At 68.3% G+C, this 17548-nt stretch carries 18 protein-coding genes; 6 read left to right on the forward strand and 12 right to left on the reverse strand.

Annotated features, from left to right (window positions below; all coding sequences use genetic code 11):
* Window positions 1-37: 37 nt before the first annotated feature.
* Window positions 38-1594 carry an MFS transporter gene (locus EV650_RS36765; RefSeq protein WP_134123745.1) on the reverse strand — a complete coding sequence of 519 codons (1557 nt, stop codon included), beginning with the start codon at window positions 1592-1594 and terminating at the stop codon, window positions 38-40.
* Window positions 1595-1695: 101 nt separating this feature from the next.
* Between EV650_RS36765 and EV650_RS36770 the strand changes: the two genes are divergently transcribed.
* Window positions 1696-2427, forward strand: a complete 732-nt coding sequence (locus tag EV650_RS36770) for a TetR/AcrR family transcriptional regulator (RefSeq protein ID WP_134123746.1) — start codon at window positions 1696-1698, stop codon at window positions 2425-2427.
* A 4-nt stretch (window positions 2428-2431) separates the two neighbouring features.
* Here the strand turns inward: EV650_RS36770 and EV650_RS36775 are convergent, their stop codons facing one another.
* Both EV650_RS36775 and larE read right to left on the reverse strand, forming a co-directional pair.
* Complete coding sequence (locus EV650_RS36775) at window positions 2432-2815, reverse strand: cold-shock protein (RefSeq protein ID WP_134123747.1); 384 nt, start codon at window positions 2813-2815, stop codon at window positions 2432-2434.
* Between the two features lie 126 nt (window positions 2816-2941).
* The gene (gene larE, locus EV650_RS36780; RefSeq protein WP_134123748.1) at window positions 2942-4417 is read right to left on the reverse strand and encodes an ATP-dependent sacrificial sulfur transferase LarE; all 1476 of its coding nucleotides are present in this window, start codon (window positions 4415-4417) and stop codon (window positions 2942-2944) included.
* A gap of 172 nt (window positions 4418-4589) precedes the next feature.
* Here larE and EV650_RS36785 point away from each other — a divergent pair, with 172 nt between their 5' ends.
* The 3 genes from EV650_RS36785 to EV650_RS36795 are packed head-to-tail and all read left to right on the forward strand — an operon-like array spanning window position 4590 to window position 7127.
* Window positions 4590-5519 carry a TauD/TfdA dioxygenase family protein gene (locus EV650_RS36785; protein ID WP_134123749.1) on the forward strand — a complete coding sequence of 310 codons (930 nt, stop codon included), beginning with the start codon at window positions 4590-4592 and terminating at the stop codon, window positions 5517-5519.
* Window positions 5520-5574: 55 nt separating this feature from the next.
* Complete coding sequence (locus tag EV650_RS36790) at window positions 5575-6183, forward strand: TetR/AcrR family transcriptional regulator (protein ID WP_134123750.1); 609 nt, start codon at window positions 5575-5577, stop codon at window positions 6181-6183.
* Window positions 6180-7127: a R2-like ligand-binding oxidase gene (locus EV650_RS36795; protein WP_134123751.1), complete on the forward strand. Its 948-nt coding sequence runs from the start codon at window positions 6180-6182 to the stop codon at window positions 7125-7127. The genes EV650_RS36790 and EV650_RS36795 overlap by 4 nt, the downstream gene beginning before the upstream one ends.
* Here EV650_RS36795 and EV650_RS36800 read toward each other — a convergent pair.
* The gene (locus EV650_RS36800; protein WP_238174717.1) at window positions 7101-8309 is read right to left on the reverse strand and encodes an MFS transporter; all 1209 of its coding nucleotides are present in this window, start codon (window positions 8307-8309) and stop codon (window positions 7101-7103) included. The two genes, EV650_RS36795 and EV650_RS36800, sit on opposite strands and share 27 nt — an antisense overlap.
* Before the next feature lie 37 nt (window positions 8310-8346).
* On the opposite strand from EV650_RS36800, the gene EV650_RS36805 reads away from it, so the two are divergent.
* Together EV650_RS36805 and EV650_RS36810 are read left to right on the forward strand one after the other, a co-directional pair.
* Complete coding sequence (locus tag EV650_RS36805) at window positions 8347-9228, forward strand: LysR family transcriptional regulator (protein ID WP_202875225.1); 882 nt, start codon at window positions 8347-8349, stop codon at window positions 9226-9228.
* A gap of 42 nt (window positions 9229-9270) precedes the next feature.
* Window positions 9271-9747, forward strand: coding sequence for a GtrA family protein (locus tag EV650_RS36810; protein WP_134123753.1), 477 nt, complete (start codon window positions 9271-9273; stop codon window positions 9745-9747).
* Here the strand turns inward: EV650_RS36810 and EV650_RS36815 are convergent.
* The 8 genes from EV650_RS36815 to EV650_RS36850 are packed head-to-tail and all read right to left on the reverse strand — an operon-like array spanning window position 9699 to window position 17524.
* On the reverse strand, window positions 9699-10787 hold the full coding sequence (locus EV650_RS36815) for an MSMEG_0565 family glycosyltransferase (protein WP_134123754.1): 1089 nt from the start codon (window positions 10785-10787) through the stop codon (window positions 9699-9701). The genes EV650_RS36810 and EV650_RS36815 overlap by 49 nt on opposite strands.
* Entirely contained in the window at window positions 10787-11602 is an 816-nt protein-coding gene (locus EV650_RS36820; RefSeq protein ID WP_238174718.1) for a carbon-nitrogen hydrolase family protein, read from the reverse strand. Before EV650_RS36820 ends, EV650_RS36815 begins: the two co-directional genes overlap by 1 nt.
* A gap of 2 nt (window positions 11603-11604) precedes the next feature.
* Window positions 11605-12441: a carbon-nitrogen hydrolase family protein gene (locus EV650_RS36825; RefSeq protein ID WP_202875227.1), complete on the reverse strand. Its 837-nt coding sequence runs from the start codon at window positions 12439-12441 to the stop codon at window positions 11605-11607.
* Window positions 12438-13826 (reverse strand): MSMEG_0567/sll0787 family protein, encoded by a 1389-nt coding sequence (locus EV650_RS36830; protein WP_238174719.1) that lies wholly within the window; start codon window positions 13824-13826, stop codon window positions 12438-12440. The genes EV650_RS36825 and EV650_RS36830 overlap by 4 nt, the downstream gene beginning before the upstream one ends.
* Window positions 13823-14893, reverse strand: a complete 1071-nt coding sequence (locus EV650_RS36835; protein ID WP_134123756.1) for an MSMEG_0568 family radical SAM protein — start codon at window positions 14891-14893, stop codon at window positions 13823-13825. The genes EV650_RS36830 and EV650_RS36835 overlap by 4 nt, the downstream gene beginning before the upstream one ends.
* Before the next feature lie 13 nt (window positions 14894-14906).
* The gene (locus tag EV650_RS36840; protein ID WP_130441080.1) at window positions 14907-15428 is read right to left on the reverse strand and encodes an MSMEG_0572/Sll0783 family nitrogen starvation response protein; all 522 of its coding nucleotides are present in this window, start codon (window positions 15426-15428) and stop codon (window positions 14907-14909) included.
* A gap of 19 nt (window positions 15429-15447) precedes the next feature.
* Window positions 15448-16266 carry an amidohydrolase family protein gene (locus EV650_RS36845; RefSeq protein WP_134123757.1) on the reverse strand — a complete coding sequence of 273 codons (819 nt, stop codon included), beginning with the start codon at window positions 16264-16266 and terminating at the stop codon, window positions 15448-15450.
* Window position 16267: 1 nt separating this feature from the next.
* Window positions 16268-17524, reverse strand: a complete 1257-nt coding sequence (locus tag EV650_RS36850; RefSeq protein ID WP_134123758.1) for an MSMEG_0569 family flavin-dependent oxidoreductase — start codon at window positions 17522-17524, stop codon at window positions 16268-16270.
* Window positions 17525-17548 lie beyond the last annotated feature (24 nt).

The following is a 17548-nucleotide window of genomic DNA, read 5'->3' on the forward strand; positions in this document are numbered from 1 at the left end:
GGGGTGCGCTGCCCCGGAGGTGCGCTGCCTAGCGCGGTCAGGCTGCTGGGGCTAAGTCGGCCTCCTCGGCGGCGGGCTCCGGGGTTTCCACTGGGGTTGCGTGGGTGGTGCCGCGGAGGGTGAGGGTGGCGGCTACTGCGGTGGTCAGGAGGAGGAGGGTGCCTACCAGGGCGACCACGTTCATGCTGTGGGTGAAGGCGTGGCGGGCGGTGGCCAGGACGGTGTCGGCTAGTTGAGCCGGGAGGTGCGCCGCGGCGGCAGTCGCAGCCGGCAGACCCTCGCGGACGGGAGCGGCAACACCGGCGGGCAGTGAGGACGGTACGTCGGCGCGGTAGGCCGCAGTACCGATCGAGCCGAGGATCGCGATCCCGAGCGCCCCGCCGAACTCCGAGCAGGTTTCCATCACCGCGGATGCCGAGCCGGCCCGCTCCGGGGCGACCGAGCCGACGACGCCCTCGGTGACCAGGGTCATCACCATCACCAGACCGGCGGCCAGCAGACCGGCGCCGGCCAGCGGCACGGCCAGCGACGAGTCGGTGTGCACCTGGGTCAGTACGCCGTACCCGGAAGCCGCGAGTACAAAGGCACCACCGATCACGTACGCCCGGTCCATCTTCCCGGCCAGCGCGGTGGCCAGCGGAGCCGCTCCACCGACCAGCACCGACGGAGCCAGCGACCACAGCGCCGCCTTCAACGGGCTGAGCCCCTGCACCAACTGCAGGTACTGAGTGAGGAACACCGCGTTGCCGACCAGCGCCAGAGTGCCGATGGTGTTGGCCGCCAGCGACCCGCTGAACGCCCGGTTCCGGAACATCGACAGGTCGACCATCGGGTGCGCCGCGGTCCGCTGCCGCTGCACGAACAGCACCCCGAACACCAGCCCGGCCACGATCGCGACCACCGGTAGTGCGGACACACCGTTCGCAGCGACCTCCTTGATCCCCCAGATCACCGGCAGTACGGCGGCCAGCGACAGCACCGAACCCATCAGGTCGAACCGCCCACCCGCAGGAGTCTTGAACTCAGGCAGCAGCATCGGCGCGAGCACCAGCAGCAGCACCATCGCCGGAGTGTTGATCAGGAACACCGAACCCCACCAGAAATGCTCCAGCAGGAACCCACCGAGCACCGGCCCGAGGGTGATCCCGCCCATCATCACCGCGCTCCAGAAGGCGATCGCCTTCGACCGCTGCTTCGGGTCGTGGAACATGTTCCGAATCAGTGCCAGGGTCGACGGCATCAGGGTCGCGCCGCCGATCCCGAGTAGGGCGCGGGCCGCGATCAACTGCTCCGGGCTCTGCGCGTACGCCGCCGCGATCGAGGCGAGGCCGAAACCGATCGCGCCGAAGATCAGCAGCTTGCGGCGCCCGATCCGGTCGCCGAGCGAGCCCATGGTGATCAGCAGGCCGGCCAGCACGAACCCGTAGATGTCGAAGATCCACAGCTGCTCGGTCGCGTTCACCCCGAGGTCCGCGCTGATGAACGGGACCGCGAAGTACAGCACCGACACGTCCATCGAGACCAGCAGCAGCGGGAGCGCGAGCACCCCGAGCGCGATCCACTCCTTGCGTCCCGCCCGTTCAGTCGAACTCATGACACCCCTCCGAAGATTTATCTGTCTACGCCGCACACTGTGTGCGCCATACACAGACCATACACAAGACTGTCTATGCTGTAAACAGATAGAGTGGGGCCATGGACGAGAGTGAGCTGCCGAGGGTGTTGCAACAGATGTGGGGTATCGAGGGGCGTAGCCGCCCCGGCCCCAAGCCGGCCTTTCACATCAGCGACATCGGCCGGGCCGCGATCAAGCTCGCCGACGCAGGCGGATTGGCCGCGGTCTCGATGAGCAAGGTGGCCGCCGAGCTCGGCTTCACCACGATGTCGCTCTACCGGTACGTCGACGCCAAGGACGACTTGTACGTCGTGATGCTCGAGCACGTCTTCAGCGAACCGCCCGAGCTCGACCCCAAGAAGCCCTGGCGGGACCGGATCACCACCTGGGCCGAGGCGTTCCACCAGGGACTGCGGCAGCACCCGTGGATCCTGCAGATCCCGATCGCCGAGCCGCCGCTGTCACCGAACCAGCTGACCTGGATGGAGTCCGGCCTGCAGGCGTTCGCAGGTACGCCGCTCACCCCACAGGACCGCCTGTCGGCGATGCTGCTGGTCAACATCTACGTCCGCGGTACGGCGCAACTCACCGCAACCATGGCGACCGACCCCGACGCGGTCGCCGAAACCGACCGCCTCTACACGCAGCGACTCACCATGCTCGCGACACCGGACCGCTTCCCCGGTATCGCGGCCACCCTCGAGCAGCCCCCGGACGAGGGGTACGCCGGCGACTTCGACAGCACCGAATTCGCGTTCGGACTGGGCACCGTGCTCGACGGTATCCAGTCCCTGATCAACCGCCGGAGCTGATCGGTCAGACGTCGAGTTTGTCAGCGACGCCGCGCAGTACCGTGGCCACCTGCTTGGCGGACTTGTTGTCGGGCTGGCGGCCGCGGCGGTAGTTCTCGCCGATCCGGTCGAGCATCTTGATCAGGTCCTCGATGACGACCTGCATCTCCTCAGGCTTCGGGCGCATCGCCTTCGCCACCGACGGCGGCGGGTCGATCAGCCGGACCTGCAGGGCCTGCTCGCCCTTGCGTCCCTCGACGACGCCGAACTCGACCTTCTGCCCCGGCTTGAGGTTCGTCACTCCCGCGGGCAGCGCCTCGGCGCGGACGTAGACGTCCCCGCCTTCCTCCTTGCTGAGGAAACCGAACCCCTTGTCGGAGTCGTACCACTTCACCTTGCCAACGGGCACGGGAACCTCTTCAGATCAATCGTCGGAAAACAGAGCGGGCAGGCGGCCCGATCGGGAACCCCAGCGTACGTGACCCGGAGCTACCGCGCCTCCGGGAAAATACCTGAACCAGCAGTCTCCCGCACCTCACAAACTCCGGTACTTCTCCGGATCCGGCAGCCGCTCGTTCATCGATCCGGACCGGAACCCGCGCTGGTCGACCTGCGCCGCCGGGAAGCCTTCCGCCACCACCGCATCAACCAGCGCCTGCTGGTCCACCTGATCGAGCAGCGCCGCGTCGATCTCGATCGACGCGCTGTCCCCGAGGTCGCGGACGCGAACGTTCTGCAAGCCGTACGACGCCAACTGCGAGCGGACCGCCTGCTCGGCCCGGTCGACCCGGGCGAGCAGGTTCGGCGTGATCCGGATGCCGTACGCGATCCGGCTGGACAGGCAGGCCGCGGCCGGCTTGTCCGAGGTCTCGAGTCCCCAGCTGCGTGACGCCGTACGAATCTGCGCCTTGGTCAGCCGCGCGTCCTTCAGCGGCGTCAGCGCACCCCGCTCGAACGCGGCCCGGATCCCCGGCCGGAACCCGGCGATCGCGTCGTCGGCGTTCGTCCCGGTCGCAATGGCGGTGATGCCGAACTGGTCCGCGATCGGCTGCAGCGTCTCGATCAGCTCTGCCTTGCAGAAGTAGCACCGCGCACCCGAGTTGGCCTGATACCCCTCGCGGTCCATCTCGTGCGTGTCCGGCGTGACATGCCGTACGCCGAGATTGTCCGCGAACCGTGCGGCCGGCTCGAGCTCCGCAGCCGGCAGACTCGACGACACCGCGGTCGCCGCGACCACGTTGGCCGGCCCGATCGCCCGGGCGGCCGCCGCGAGCAGGAACGCCGAGTCCGCGCCGCCGCTGAACGCGACCACGAGCTTGTCGTAGCCGGACAGCCGCCGCATCAACGCTTCCAGCCGCTGCTCGAGCACATACTCATCAAGCCAGGCCGGGAACTCGGTCAAGTCATTCAGTACGACGTCAGCGCCGTACGCCCGCAGCTCGTCCGCGGTGAACGGCCCGGTCGCGACCGAGACCGCAACAGCGCCGGCAGCGTGCGCACCGTCGATGTCGGCGGTGTGATCGCCGACGTAGATCGTGGCGTGGTGCTCGAGAAGCGCCGTACCCTTCTCGGCGCCGTGCAGGTCACCGACCGGCTCGTCGACGTCCAGCTCGAGATGCTCCAGGTGCAGCCGGACCGACGGGGTGTACTTCGCCGACACGACCATCGTCCGCCCGCGCAGCGCACGGATCGCGGCCAGCGACTCGGCCACGCCCGGCAGCGGCAGGCTGCCCGTGATCGCGTACGACGGGTAGTGCTCGCGGTAGCGCGCGACCATCGCGTCGACCTGCTCGGGCGGGAACCAGTTCGCCATCTCCCAGGTCAGCGGCGGCCCGAGCCGGCTCACCACCAGGTCGGTGTCGATCTCCACACCGGTCTCTTCGGCCAGCAGGTCCCAGACAGCCTGGATCCCCGGCCGGGAGTCGATCAACGTCATGTCCAGGTCGAAGCCGACCACCAGCTCCGGCAGATCGAACGAGGCGGCGGCGGGCTGGATCTCGGCGGTTGACACGTCCCCAACCCTACAAGGGCCCCCGGACCGCCACGCAGGCATAACCACATCCCGACCGCTCCCAACCCCCGGTTTGGGCGGGTTCTGCCTGCGTGGCGGTCCGCATCCCGAAACGCCCCCTAAGTCCAGTAATCCAGTAGGAAAATGGTTCTTAACCAACCCGAGGAGCGACATGACCGCACAACTCGAAGCACCGGAGATCACCGTCAGCAAGGCGGGCGGCGCGATCGGCGCCGTGATCGGCAACGTCCGGCTCGGCGGCGGCCTGGCCCCGGAGACGGTCGCCGCGATCCGGCAGGCGCTGCTCGACCACAAGGTGATCTTCTTCCGCGAGCAGCACGACCTGGACGACGCCGGCCAACTGGCGTTCGCCCAGCTATTGGGTACGCCGACCCTCGCGCACCCGACCTCGAAGAGCCTCGACGGCGCCGCGAACGTGCTGCCGATCGACTCCGACTACAGCAAGGCGAACAGCTGGCACACCGACGTCACGTTCGTCGACCGGATCCCCGCGATCAGCCTGCTCCGCGCGGTCACCCTGCCCGCGTACGGCGGCGCGACCACGTGGGCCAACACCGTCACGGCGTACGCGAATCTGCCCAAGCCGCTGAAGGCACTCGTCGACACGCTCTGGGCCGTGCACAGCAACGTGTACGACTACGCCGGCCATGCGGACGAGGGGCGGATCGGCGGCATCGACGTGAAGTTCGAGGAGCACCAGAAGCAGTTCGAGTCGAAGCTGTTCGAGACCGAGCACCCCGTGGTCCGCATTCACCCCGAGACCGGCGAGCGAGCGCTCGTACTCGGCCACTTCGTCCGCCGCTTCGTCGGGCTGAGCAGCACCGAGACGACCGCGTTGTTCCAGCTCCTGCAGAACCGGGTCACCAACCTCGACAACACCGTCCGCTGGCAGTGGCAGCCGGGCGACCTGGCCATCTGGGACAACCGCGCGACCCAGCACTACGGCGTCGCCGACTACGACGACCTGCCGCGCTGGCTGCACCGGATCACGCTGGCCGGCGACGTCCCGGTGAGCGTCGACGGAGTCCGCAGTACGCCGCGAACCGGCGACGCGTCGCACTACTCCAAGCTTGACAACTGAAGTCATCCTGTCCCGGTACTTGACACTGGAGCCGTTTTTGTAAACCCTCATCTCCATGGACTCGTTCACCGATCGGACCAAACGCCGACTGCGGGACGAGCTGCTGGACGCCGCCCAGGACGCGATCGAGACGGGCGGGTACGACGGACTCCGGATGGCTGACGTCGCCCGGCGGACCGGCGTGTCCCGGCAGACGGTCTACAACGAGTTCGGCGACAAGTGGAGCGTGCTGGAAGCCGTCGCCGCGCGCGAGACCGAGCGGTTCCTGCTGGATGTGAACACGGCGCTCGCCGAGGAGTCCAACCCGATCGACGGCCTCCGGGCCGCGGTCGAGCGGGCCCTCACGCTGGCCGGGGAGAACCCGCTGGTGAAGGCGGCGCTGGGCCAGCCGGGATCGGACCAAGCCAGTCAACTGCTGACGACACGGGGGCAGCAGGTGCTGGAGCTGGCCCACCTTCGGCTCGGTGCCCATGTCAGGGAGCACTGGCCGGAGGTTCCGGCAGAGGACGCGACCAGCTGCGTGGACGTCGCCTTGCGCGTCGTCATCAGCCACATCGTCACGCCGGGCCCTCCCCCGGCGGTGGTGGCCACGCAGCTGGCTCGCGTCCTCTCGCCCTTCTTGAAAGAACGCAGCCTGAGTGAATCCAGGAGGCAGCACGTATGAACGAACTGCACCGGCAAGGCTTCAGCACGCTCCGGTCCGGTGGGCTGAACTGGGACGCGATGCCACTGCGGCTGTTCGACAAGGGCAACCGCAAGTTCTGGAACCCGCGCGACATCGACTTCAGCCAGGACGCCAAGGACTGGCAGGAGCTGGGCGACGACGACAAGGACAACGCGTTGATGCTCTGCTCGCAGTTCATCGCGGGCGAGGAGGCGGTGACCGAGGACCTGCAGCCGTTCCTGCAGGCCATGGCCGCCGAGGGCCGGTTCGGCGACGAGATGTACCTGACCCAGTTCTGTTTCGAGGAGGCCAAGCACACCGCGGTCTTCCGGCTCTGGCTGGACGCGGTCGGCGTCACCGAGGACCTGCACCGGTACGTCGAGAACAATCCGGGCTACCGCGCGATCTTCTACGAAGCCCTGCCGGTCGCACTCAAATCACTGACCGACGACCCGTCGCCGGCCAATCAGGTCCGCGCGAGCGTGACCTACAACCACGTGGTGGAAGGGACTCTAGCCCTGACCGGCTACCACGCGTGGAACTTGCTCTGCACGTCACGCGGCGTACTGCCCGGCATGCAGGAACTGATCCGACGGATCGGCGACGACGAGCGGCGGCACATGGCCTGGGGCACGTTCACCTGCCGCCGGCACGTCGCCGCGGACGAGTCGAACTGGAAGGTCGTCACCAACACGATGGAGGAGCTCCTCCCGCACGCGCTGACGCAGATCCAGTGGGCGATGGACAACTCCCCCGCCCTTCCGCCGGAGATCAACCCGACCGCCCTGATGACGTACGCCGGCGATCGCGCCACCCGCCGCCTCGGCGCGATCGAGTCGGCCGTCGGCGCCGACGTGGCCGGGATCGACCTCGACTACTCCCCCGAGAAACTCGAGGATGACTTCGGCGACGAGGACTCAGCCGCGCTGGCCGCGGTTCGCTAACACGACCACGAGCGCCGCGGTCGCCAGGACCGCAGGAAGCCAGGTGACCGTCGTCGTACCGAGGTGGTCGACGACCTGGCCGCCGGTGAAGGCGCCCAGTGCGATCGATCCGTTGAAGACGCCGACCAAGACGGCGGACGATGCTTCGGGGGCGTTGGGTGCCGCGGCGTGCGCCCAGGCTTGCGTGCTGACGGTCGTTCCACCGTACGCGAGACCCCAGATCACCAACAAAACAAGGGATCCGGCCATCGTGGTGCCGACCAACGGCATTGTGACGGTGGCGATCGCGATGCCGGCAGAGATGACGATCAGGGCGCGGGTCGGGCGGAGAGCGCCGGTAAGGAAGTTGCCGATGACACCGGCCACGCCGTACGCAAGCAGGAGCGTGCCGATCAGCGCCGGACCGGTGTGTGGTTCGAGGAGTGGGCGGACATAGGTGTACGCCGCGAAGTGGCCGGTCACGATCAACGCGACGAGGACCAGGCCGACGCGAATCTCCTTGATTTGCAGGACTTCTCGTACGTCGCAGAGGCGAACGGGCCGCTCCGGGGCGAGGCTCGGGAGAAAGGTGCCCAGCGCAACGGCCAGACCGAGCGACAGTACTCCGAGCGCGGCGAACGCCCAGCGCCAGCCGAACAGCTCACCGACATACGCCCCGGCCGGAATGCCAAGCACAGAAGCGATTCCGATGCCACTGAAGATGAGTGAGGTCGCCGGTCCAGCGGCATGCTCGGGTACGACGCGCCGCGCGAGACCCATTGTAAACAGCCACACCCCGCCGATCGAGACACCCATCAGAACCCGGGCTAGCAGGAAGACCGTGAAGACCGGAGTGACCGCGGCAAGGAAGCCGGCTGCGGCCAGCAGGACGAGCAGACCGACGAGGACCGTACGGCGATCGAGTTTGCCCAGCAGCAGTGGGAGAACCGGCGAGGCCAGGGCCGACACGACGCCGGTGACGGTCAGGCTGAGGCCCGCCGTGCCCTCACTGACGTGAAGCGCGGCGGCCATCGGGGTGAGCAGGCCGACCGGCAGCATTTCGGCCGTCACCACGGTGAACACGGTTGCCGCCATCGTGACGGAGGCGGCCCATCCTCGGGTCACCACTTGGTCGGCGCAGATCGTCGTCATACCTCCAGTGAGCGGCAGCCCGGCGGTCCGGAACAACGGCGATCTGGTCATGCTTGTATTAGCTGAGCTAATCGATGAGGGTGGAGTGATGGCGGTCGAAATCCGGGAACTGGAGTGTTTCCTCGTGCTGGCCGACGAGCTGCACTTCGGCCGTACCGCGGAGCGGCTGTACCTGTCGCAGAGCCGGGTCAGCCAGCTCCTGCAGTCGCTGGAGCGGCGGATCGGCGGACCTCTCTTCGAGCGGACCAGCCGACGGGTCGCGCTGACACCCCTCGGCAAGGAGTTCCGGACCTCACTGCGACCGGCGTACGCGGCGCTGGAGCGGGTCGTCGAGAACGCCCGCGAATACGCCGCCTCGGTCAAAGGACAGCTCAAGATCGGCTTCCAGGGCGCCGCGAACGACACCGTCCTGAGCGCGGTGTCGGAGTTCCAGACGCGCAACCCGAACTGCCTGATCGGCGTCTGTGAACTCCCGCTCAACGATCCGTTCGGCGCGCTGCGGCGGGGCGAGGTCGACGCGGCCGTCGTCATGCTGCCGGTCGCCGAGGACGACCTCGTGCTCGGACCGGTCTTCTCCCGTCAGCAGCAAACGTTGACGGTCTGCAGCAGCCACCGGCTCGCCGCCCGGGAGTCCATCGACGCGGAAGAGCTGGCCGACGAGACCCTGATCGCGATCGACAGCCCCGCACCGAAGTACTGGCGTCAGGCGCAAGCGCCCACGCAGACACCAGGCGGCGGGCTGATCCACCGCGGTCCCGACGTACGCACGTTGCAAGAGGGCTTGTCACTGATCGCGGCCGGCCGCGGTGGCATGCTCGTCTGCCGCTCGACCGCCGAGAGCAACCGGCAGTGGCGCGGCATCGTCAGCGTCCCGATCAGCGGCCTCCCGGAGTCGGCACTCGGCCTCGTCTGGCGGCGTGGCGAGGACAGCCCGGCGCTGAACGCGTTCGCCGACCAGTTGCGCGACTAGGCGCGGCGGGGGCGAGTTGGGTGGGCTGGCAGTATGGGGCTCATGACAACGGTGATGAGCCGCGCCGAGCAACGGGGTGCGTCGTTCAGCACCTTGATGGCCGCGGTCGTCCGGCGGTTGCCGTGGGGGTTGTCCGGGGTTGTTCCGCCCAGCTTTCTCGGGTTCGTACTCATCAACGGGTTCACGTTCTGCGTCGACCTCGTGCTCTTGACCGTGCTGCGGTCCTGGGTCGGGTTGCCGATCTGGCTGGCGATCACGATCGCGTACTGCGCTGCCTTCGGACTGAGCTATGTCCTCAACCGCAAGCTCAACTTCCGCTCGCACGGCGAGGTCGGACCACAGGTCGCGCTGTACGTCGCCGTGGTGGCGGTCAACTACCTCGTCTGGATCCTCGGCGTCGGCGCCGGGCTGAGCGCTCTCGGCGTCGAGTATCACGTCAGCCGCGTGATCGCGGGCGCCTGCGAAGCCGTCTACATGTACTGCGCACTCCGTTGGCTCGTCTTCAGAACACGCGAGTAGAACTCCAGATGAGCCGCCGCCGCAACCGGCCACGAGTAGGTCGCCGCCAAGGCTGAGCCGTTGGTTCGAGGTGCTGCCAGCAGCAGTCGAGCAAGGTCGTCCGGACTGGTTGCGTACGACGCGGCGTCACCAAAGATCTCCCGGAAGACCGGGAGGTCGGACACGACCAACGGTACGCCGGCTGCCAGGGCCTCCATCGGCGCCAGGCCGAAGCCCTCCTTGATCGAGGGGAACGCGAAGACGTCAGCCGCCGCGACCAAGGACGGGAGCTCGGCGTCTGCGACGGGACCTAAGACGACGGGCGTGACGCCGAGCTCGGCCGCACGCTTCTCCCAGCGCGATCGGTAGTCGCGGTAGTCGAACAGGGTCTCGCCACCCGCGATCACCAGCTGCAGGTCCGTCGGACCCAACCGTGCGTACGCCTCGAGCAGCTCGAGCGAACCCTTCCGCGGTTCGATCCCGCCGACGGTGAGGATGTAGCGGCCGAGCCGGGCTCGCCACTTCTCCCGGGCCGCGGCCTGCCCGGGCGCTGCTGCCGCCGCGAAACGCTCGGCGTCCACACCGTTCGGGATGACTGTTGCCTCGAGCCCCCATCCGGCCCGGAGCTCGGCCGCGACCGCGGTGGACACGCAGATGTGGGCGTACGGTTCGACGATCGCTCGCTCGTGACAGGCAGCCAGTTCCGGAGTGGTGAACTGGTCGAGATGGTGCACGGTCCGGATGCAGCGGCCGGCCGCGTTCGCGCTGATGCAGTCCTGCGCATGCACCACGTCGTACTGCGATCCTTCGAAGGCATCCCGCAGTACGGCGATGGAACGCCGGATCCGCCCGCCGACATCCTCACCGGGCCGATCGGGAAACGGGACGAGCGAGACGCGCACCCTGGGATCCACTGGTCGGAAGAAACCCTCGTCGCCACCGCGAGCCAACGACCACACGGTCACGTCGGCGCCGGTCGCGGCCAGAGCCTCGGCCAGATAGAGCGTGTGCACGACGCCACCGCGTGGTTTGGTCGAGTAGCTGAGCAGCGCGATCCGCATCAGTAGACCTCCGGGCGGCGTTCGTCGAGGTGGTGCAGGACCCGGCGGGCGGTCTCGATGTCAGCGCGTACGTCGACCTCCGCGATCGCGATCCCCGCCTTCGACCAGGTCCGCGCGACGATGTCGCCACCCGGGCCGACCACCTTGGACTGACCGAGGAACCGCAGTCCGCCGATCGAGCCGGTCAGGTTGGACGAGACCAGCACGACCTGGTTCTCGGCCGCGCGGGACCGGTCGTAGAGGTCGAACAGCCGGGACTGGCGGTCCTCGTTCATCCGCGGTGCCCGGTTGGTGATGCTGGTCGGCCAGGCGGACAAGCACGCGATCACGTCCGCACCGTCGACGGCGAGTGTCCGGGCCGCCTCCGGGAACGTCTTGTCGTAGTCAATCATCATGCCGAGCCGGCCGACCGGGGTGTCGAAGGCGGCGAACTCGTTGCCGGCGGCATAGATCGCACGTTCGGCCGGCGGCTGGTGCACCTTGCGGTGCTTGCCGAGGATGCCATCACCAGTGACACACAGTGCGGTGTTGTAGCGGTGTGGGCCATCCGCCTCGCAGAAGCCGAAGCAGACCACCATCTCGCCGGCCATCGCGATCACCTTGGCGATCAGCGGATCGTCCAGCTCAAGCGCCGGCGGCAGATCGTCCTGCGACGGACTACTCAGATCGGTCAGGTATCCGCCCAGCGCCGCGTCCGGCAGCACCAGCAGCTGCACCTCCTCGCGGCGGCCGTGCCGGATCAGCGCCTCGACCCGGGACAGGTCGAACTCCAGGTCCCGGGTGAACCCGGCCGCGACGGCGCCGATCCTGAGCACGATCAGACCGTCGCGAGCTCAGGTGATCCGTACGTCTCCGGCCGCCGGTCGCGCAGGTGCCCCATCGACCGCCGGGCCAGTTCCAGCGCCTGCTCGACATCCAGCTCGGCGATCGCCATCCCCTCGGTCACGCCGGTGTCGGCGAGTACGTCGCCACCCGGGTCGACCACCTTGGCACTCGCCACGAACCGCAGCGAGCCGAACATCCCGGACTGGTTAGCCGACAGCCAGACCACCTGGTTCTCGAGCGCACGAGCCCGGTCGAACAGATCGAACCGCCGCTTCCAGCGATCCTTCGCCAGGTCCGGGTCCGGGTTCGTCCGCGCACCCGGCCAGGCCGACATGCAGACGATGATCTGAGCCCCGTCCAACGCGAGAGTCCGCGCCGCCTCCGGGAACGCCTTGTCGTAGCAAATCATCAGACCGAGCCGCCCGACCGGTGTATCGAACGCCTCGAACCGGTCGCCGGCCGCGTAGTGCTCGTCCTCCCGCAACGGCTGATGGACCTTGCGGTGATGCCCGAGTACGCCGTCCCCCGTGACACAGACCGCGCTGTTGTAGATCAGTCCGTTGTCCGCTTCGGCGTACCCGGCGGTGACGACGAGGTCGCCCGCGAGCTTCGCCAGCCGGGCGATCTCGGGTCCGTCGACGGTGAACGCCGGCGGCGGTTCCGCCGTACCGTCGAGGCTGAGCAGGTAGCCGCCGAGAGCGCCTTCGGGGAGGGCGAGCAGTTGGACTCCGGACGCGCGGGCCTGCTCGATCAGAGTCGCGACGCGGGCGAAGTCGGCCTCCAGGTCGCGGTCGAAGTTCGCGGCCACGGCCGCCATTTTGAGCGTCATGCTGCTCCCATCCCGGTCACGCCGGCGCTCAACGCCTCGGTGACATCGCCGTCCGGCCAGCGCAGTACGACGCCTTGCCCGGTGGTCAGTTCGCCGCACACGGCGCTCGCGGCCGGGCCGGCGTCGAGCTCTTGCGGACCGGCAGTGAGCATCGCGAAGCCAGGGAAGCAGGTCAGCCAGTCCCCCATTGACGCAGCTTCGGGCTTCGGTACGGCGGCGACGTCGAGGACGGCCGCGCAGCCGGAGGCTTCCGCGAGCATTCCGAGTGTGCCAACGACTCCCGCCATCGACACATCCTTGGCCGCTGACGGGCGCGCGTTGCCAACCGCGGCCAACATCCCGCGCAGCTCCTCCGGTCGCCGATGGCTGGTCGAATCCCACTGCCGTCCGGCGTAGCCGGGTCGCCAGCCGCCGGCGAGGTCGGCGGTCAGCCTGACCTGGTGGCCCGGTCGTCCGCCGCCGCCGGCGACTGGATGGGCGGTCCGGCCGAGGGCGGTCACACTCAGAGCTGCTGGCACGCCGAGCTGGGTATGCCCACCGAGGATCGGCAGTCCGTAGGCGTCCGCTGCCTTCCGAAGGCCGCTCAACACGCGGCTCGCGGCCGAGGCGTCCCGTGCGCCGAGGGCATCGAGCAAGCCGACCGGCGCGGCGCCCATCGCAGCCAGATCGTTGACGTTGACCAGCACCGAACACCAGCCGGCCCACTCTGGGTCCCGCTCGACCATCGATGGGAGAATCGCGTCGCAGGCGGCGATCAGCTCGCTGCCGGGGACTGGCGCGCCGTCGTCACCCACGAAGCCGGCGGGGCCGATCCCTTGTAGTAAAGGGCCTAGCTCGCTCTTGGTTGCCTCAGTCAACCGCGCGATCCGGTTGATCGGCCATCGCATCAACATGTGCGGCGACCCGGCAACAGTCGTCGGCCGGACGGTTTCCCAGCCAAGCCGCTGGAAGAACCGGTGGGTGCTGAGCTGCACAGTTGCGTCGAACCGCAGCACACCTTCCGCCTCCGCCCGGGCACAAGCCGCCCGCACCAGAGCCGCACCCACTCCCCTGGTCACAGCTGCGGTGACCAGGCGGCCGCCTTGCCACCAGCCTAGGTCTGGGCCGCTTGCGGCTGAGCCCAGGCGGACGCCGCCGATCACCTCGCCGCGGCTGTCGCGCGCTATCAGGACGATCGTGCGTGGATCCTCGTCGCGCTCATCGAGGTCGCTCCGATCGAACAAACCCTGCTGCTCGACGAACGCATGCCGCCTCAGCTCGTAGTACGCCCGCTTGGCCGCCGCGTCCGCCTCCTCGATCAGGAACGCCGGCGGCGGATCGCCAAGCAGCGCACGGACATCGGCTGCCCGCATCACGCCGGCCGTCTGCACCACCGTCGTACTCATGCGCCGGCCGCCGACAGCAAACTGCACGCACCGCACGCAGCACACCCCGCACCCTGATCCGTGCCACGCATGTTCGCCTCCGCCAGCAACGCGGCAACCCGAGCCGTCACGTCACGCACCACCGCAGGATCCGGCGCCATCACCCCGTCAGCCCGAGCGAGTGTCCCCAGCATCGGCCGCAGCGGTACGACGAACGGGTACACCCCACGCTCGATCAACCGCCCCGCCCCGGCGACCAACTCGTCGACGTCCTCCCCCAACCCGATCAGCAGGTACGTCGACACCCGATTCCGACCGAACACCCGGACAGCCTCATCCCAAGCCGACTCGTATTCGGCCAAGCTGACCGTCGACTTCCCCGGCATCCACTTCCGCCGTACGGCGTCGTCGAGCGACTCCACGTGGATGCCGATCGAGGTCGCCCCCGCATCACGGAGCTCCGTCAGCACGGACAGGTCACCGGGTGGCTCGATCTGGACCTGGATCGGCAGACCGGGCACAGCCGCGAGTACGGCTCGAACCGACCGCACCAGGTTGCGGGCACCGCGGTCGCGGCCGGTCGTCGTACCTGTCGTCATCACCATCTGGGTGACGCCGTCCAGCCGGACCGCCGCCTCGGCGACCTCGGCCAGCTGGGCCGGCGTCTTCGCGGCGATCGTCGCGCCGGCCCGGAGCGATTCTTCGATCGAGCAGAACCGGCATCGCGTCGATTCGTCGTACCGGATGCAGGTCTGGACCACGGTCGTCGCGAGAACGTCCTTGCCGTGCAGCAAGGCGATCTGCTGGTACGGGATGCCGTCGGCCGTGGTCAGGTCGTAGAACTTCGGCCGGCGGACCGGCTCGACCGACAGGCCCAGGTTCAGGCCGTTGCGGAAGACCGCGCCGTCCCGGACCTGATAGGGGCTGTCAGCAACGATCGGGAGGGTCGCGTTGGCACCGTCGACGACCAGGTGCCCGTCGTCGCTCGGCCCGGCGCCCTTGCTCCGACGGACGGGTGCGTCCACCTGAACGCCGTACACGGCCATCTCGGCCCGTGCCGCCAGGGCTTCTTCAGTGCCAACGCTCATGATCGGAACCCCCTCAGAACATGTACGTCGAGTTGATGATGGCGCCCTTGCGGGCGTAGTGGATCAGCGCGTCCTGCACGTCCAGCGGGTGGGTCGGGATGACGCCCTCGATCAGGTCCTCCTCGCGGGCGCCGTGCAGGGACAGGCCGAACCGGCAGCAGTAGACCTTGCCGCCCTCGGCGATGAACGTCTTCAGCGACTCGTTGATGTTGTGCTCGCCGGGGAAGGCCGAGTTGCCGGTGGTCGGGAAGCCGCGGGTGGCCAGGCAGTTGAGCGAACCCGGGCCGTAGAAGTAGATCGCGGACTCGAAACCCTTCCGCTGCGCGCGGGTCGCCTGCAGGATCGCGACGAAGCTCACCGAGGACTCGTGCGCGATGCCGTGCACGAGGGTGAAGTAGGTCTCGCCGTCCTCGGCCTGGTAGTCCGGGAACACCTTGGTGCCGCCGTAGATGCTGGAGCCCTGCGGCAGCGACGGGTGCGGGATCTCGCCCAGGCTCTTGGTCTCGAGGTCGGTCAGTTCGGCGGTTTCGGGCATTTCGTTGCTCCTTGTGGTGTCAGTCGTACAGGTGGGAGAAGGTGCGGTGGAAAACGTGGTCGCCGAGCTCGCCGTCACCCATCGCGGCGCGCATCCTGGCGAGTTCACCGGCGTGGTCGCCCCACGGCTGGTCGCTGGCGAACAGCACCCGGTCGTGGCCGATGCCCCGGCGTTCGATCTCGGCCGCCAACCAGCCCGGCGCGAATCCGATCGCCCAGGACAGGTCGGTGTAGACCTGCTTGCCGGCCTCGATCCAGTCGAAGAACCGGGAGCCGATCAGCTTGATGTGACCGCTCATCCCGCCACCGAAGTGGACCAGGTGCAGCGGTACGTCGTCGGCGTACGTCTCGACCAGGTGACCGACGTGGTCGATGTCGGACGCCGCGCCGGGCGAGGTGTGCACATGGACGACGAGCCCGTTGTCGCTTGCTGTCTTGAAGATCTCGTCCAACTGCGGCCGTACGGCGTCGTCGGTGGGATGACCGCCGAGCAGGAAGCTGAGCTTGAGCGCCCGTACGCCGGGCTCGGTCGCCAGCGTCAGCGCCTTCGCGGTGAGCTCGGCGTCCTGCGGTCGAGGCGAGACCCAGAGGCCGGCTCGAATCCGGTCGTCCTTTGCCGCCGCCTCGACCACGAGATCATTGAAGGCGAACGAGACCGCGACATCGGGTACGCCGTAGTTGGGGATCACCAGCGCCCGTTCGGTGCCTTCGGCATCGAGGTCAGCGAGCAGCTCGTCGATCGTCGCGCGGGCCGTGAGGTCAGGGTTGACCGGAGGCCCGCCGTAGAAGGGGTACGCGGGCAGTACGCCGAGATGGCGGTGGGCATCGGCTACGTGCATCTCAGGCCACCGTCCGATGCTTGCCGGCGATCCAGTGCACACCGGCTCGCTGCTCGGTGATCCGATCGACGACGTACCGCGCGTCATCGGCGACGCCACCGAAGCGGCCGGATCCCCAGGTGTGCTGCCAGGGCAGGCCGATGAAGTACAGACCGGGGACGCTCGTCACGCCGCGCCGATGGGTCGGGTACCCGCGGCCGTCGAACACCGGCACGTGGATCCAGCTGTCGTCCCTCCGGAACCCGGTGCTCCAGATCACCGCGCTGATTCCCTGCAGCGAAAGGGATTCCGGCGTCTGCGACGGTTGCCAGACGGGCTGATAGCGCGGTTCTGACGGGGCGTCGATCCCTTCGGCGGAGATGTAGGCGTCGATCGTGTCCTTGATGCCCTCGGAGACGGCGTCGGCGTGGTCCAGGTTCTGCGCGAGGTCGTCGGCAAAACGCAGTACCTGCTGGTCGGCGTCGATCAGGCGGCCGTAGAGCCGCATCCCTTCCAAGGCGAACTTCCGCAGGTCGATGTCGCGGCCGCCGTCCCGGCCGGTGACGTAGTGATTCACCCGGAACCGGACCGAGTCGACGTCGTCGAACTCGTCGATCCCCTTGCGGTAGTAGCCCATCCGCTCCAGCCAGGCCACGACGTCGAGTCCGCGATAGAACCGCGCCACCCTTGGAGCGCTGCCCGTCGCCAGGTGCACAGTGCGGCCGGCAAGGTGCAGGTCCTCGGCGATCTGGCAACCGGACTGACCGGTCCCGATCACGACGATCTCGCCCGGCGGCAACTGGTCAGGGTTCTTGTACTGCGAGGAATGCAGCTGGGGAACTGTGAGTCGTTCAGCGATCCGTGGGATCCGCGGTCGCTGGTACGGACCGGTCGCTACCACCACCTGGTCGGCGGTGATCGTTCCCGCGGTCGTCGCGATCCGAAACCCATGCTCGAGCCGGGTCGCCCGAACGCCTTCGATCAGCGGTACGTCGTACGAACGTTTGAACGCCTCGAGGTAGTCGACGATCTCGTCGCGGACCATGAAGCCGTCCGGGTCCGGGCCGTCGTACGGGAAGGCCGGCAGCCGGCATTGCCAGTTCGGCGTGACCAGGCAGAACGAGTCCCACCGCCGGTTGCGCCACTCACTGCCGACGCGATCCGCCTCTAGAACAAGGTGATCCAGGCCTTGCGCCATCAGGTGCCGGCTCGTCGCCAGCCCGGCCTGACCGCCGCCGACCACGACGACGGGGAGATGCGCTCCGTCGGTGAGATGCATGCCGGCTCCCGGGGTTCGGTCCGT

It is taken from the genome of Kribbella kalugense, from assembly GCF_004365875.1.
GTDB classification, from domain to species: Bacteria; Actinomycetota; Actinomycetes; order Propionibacteriales; family Kribbellaceae; genus Kribbella; species Kribbella kalugense.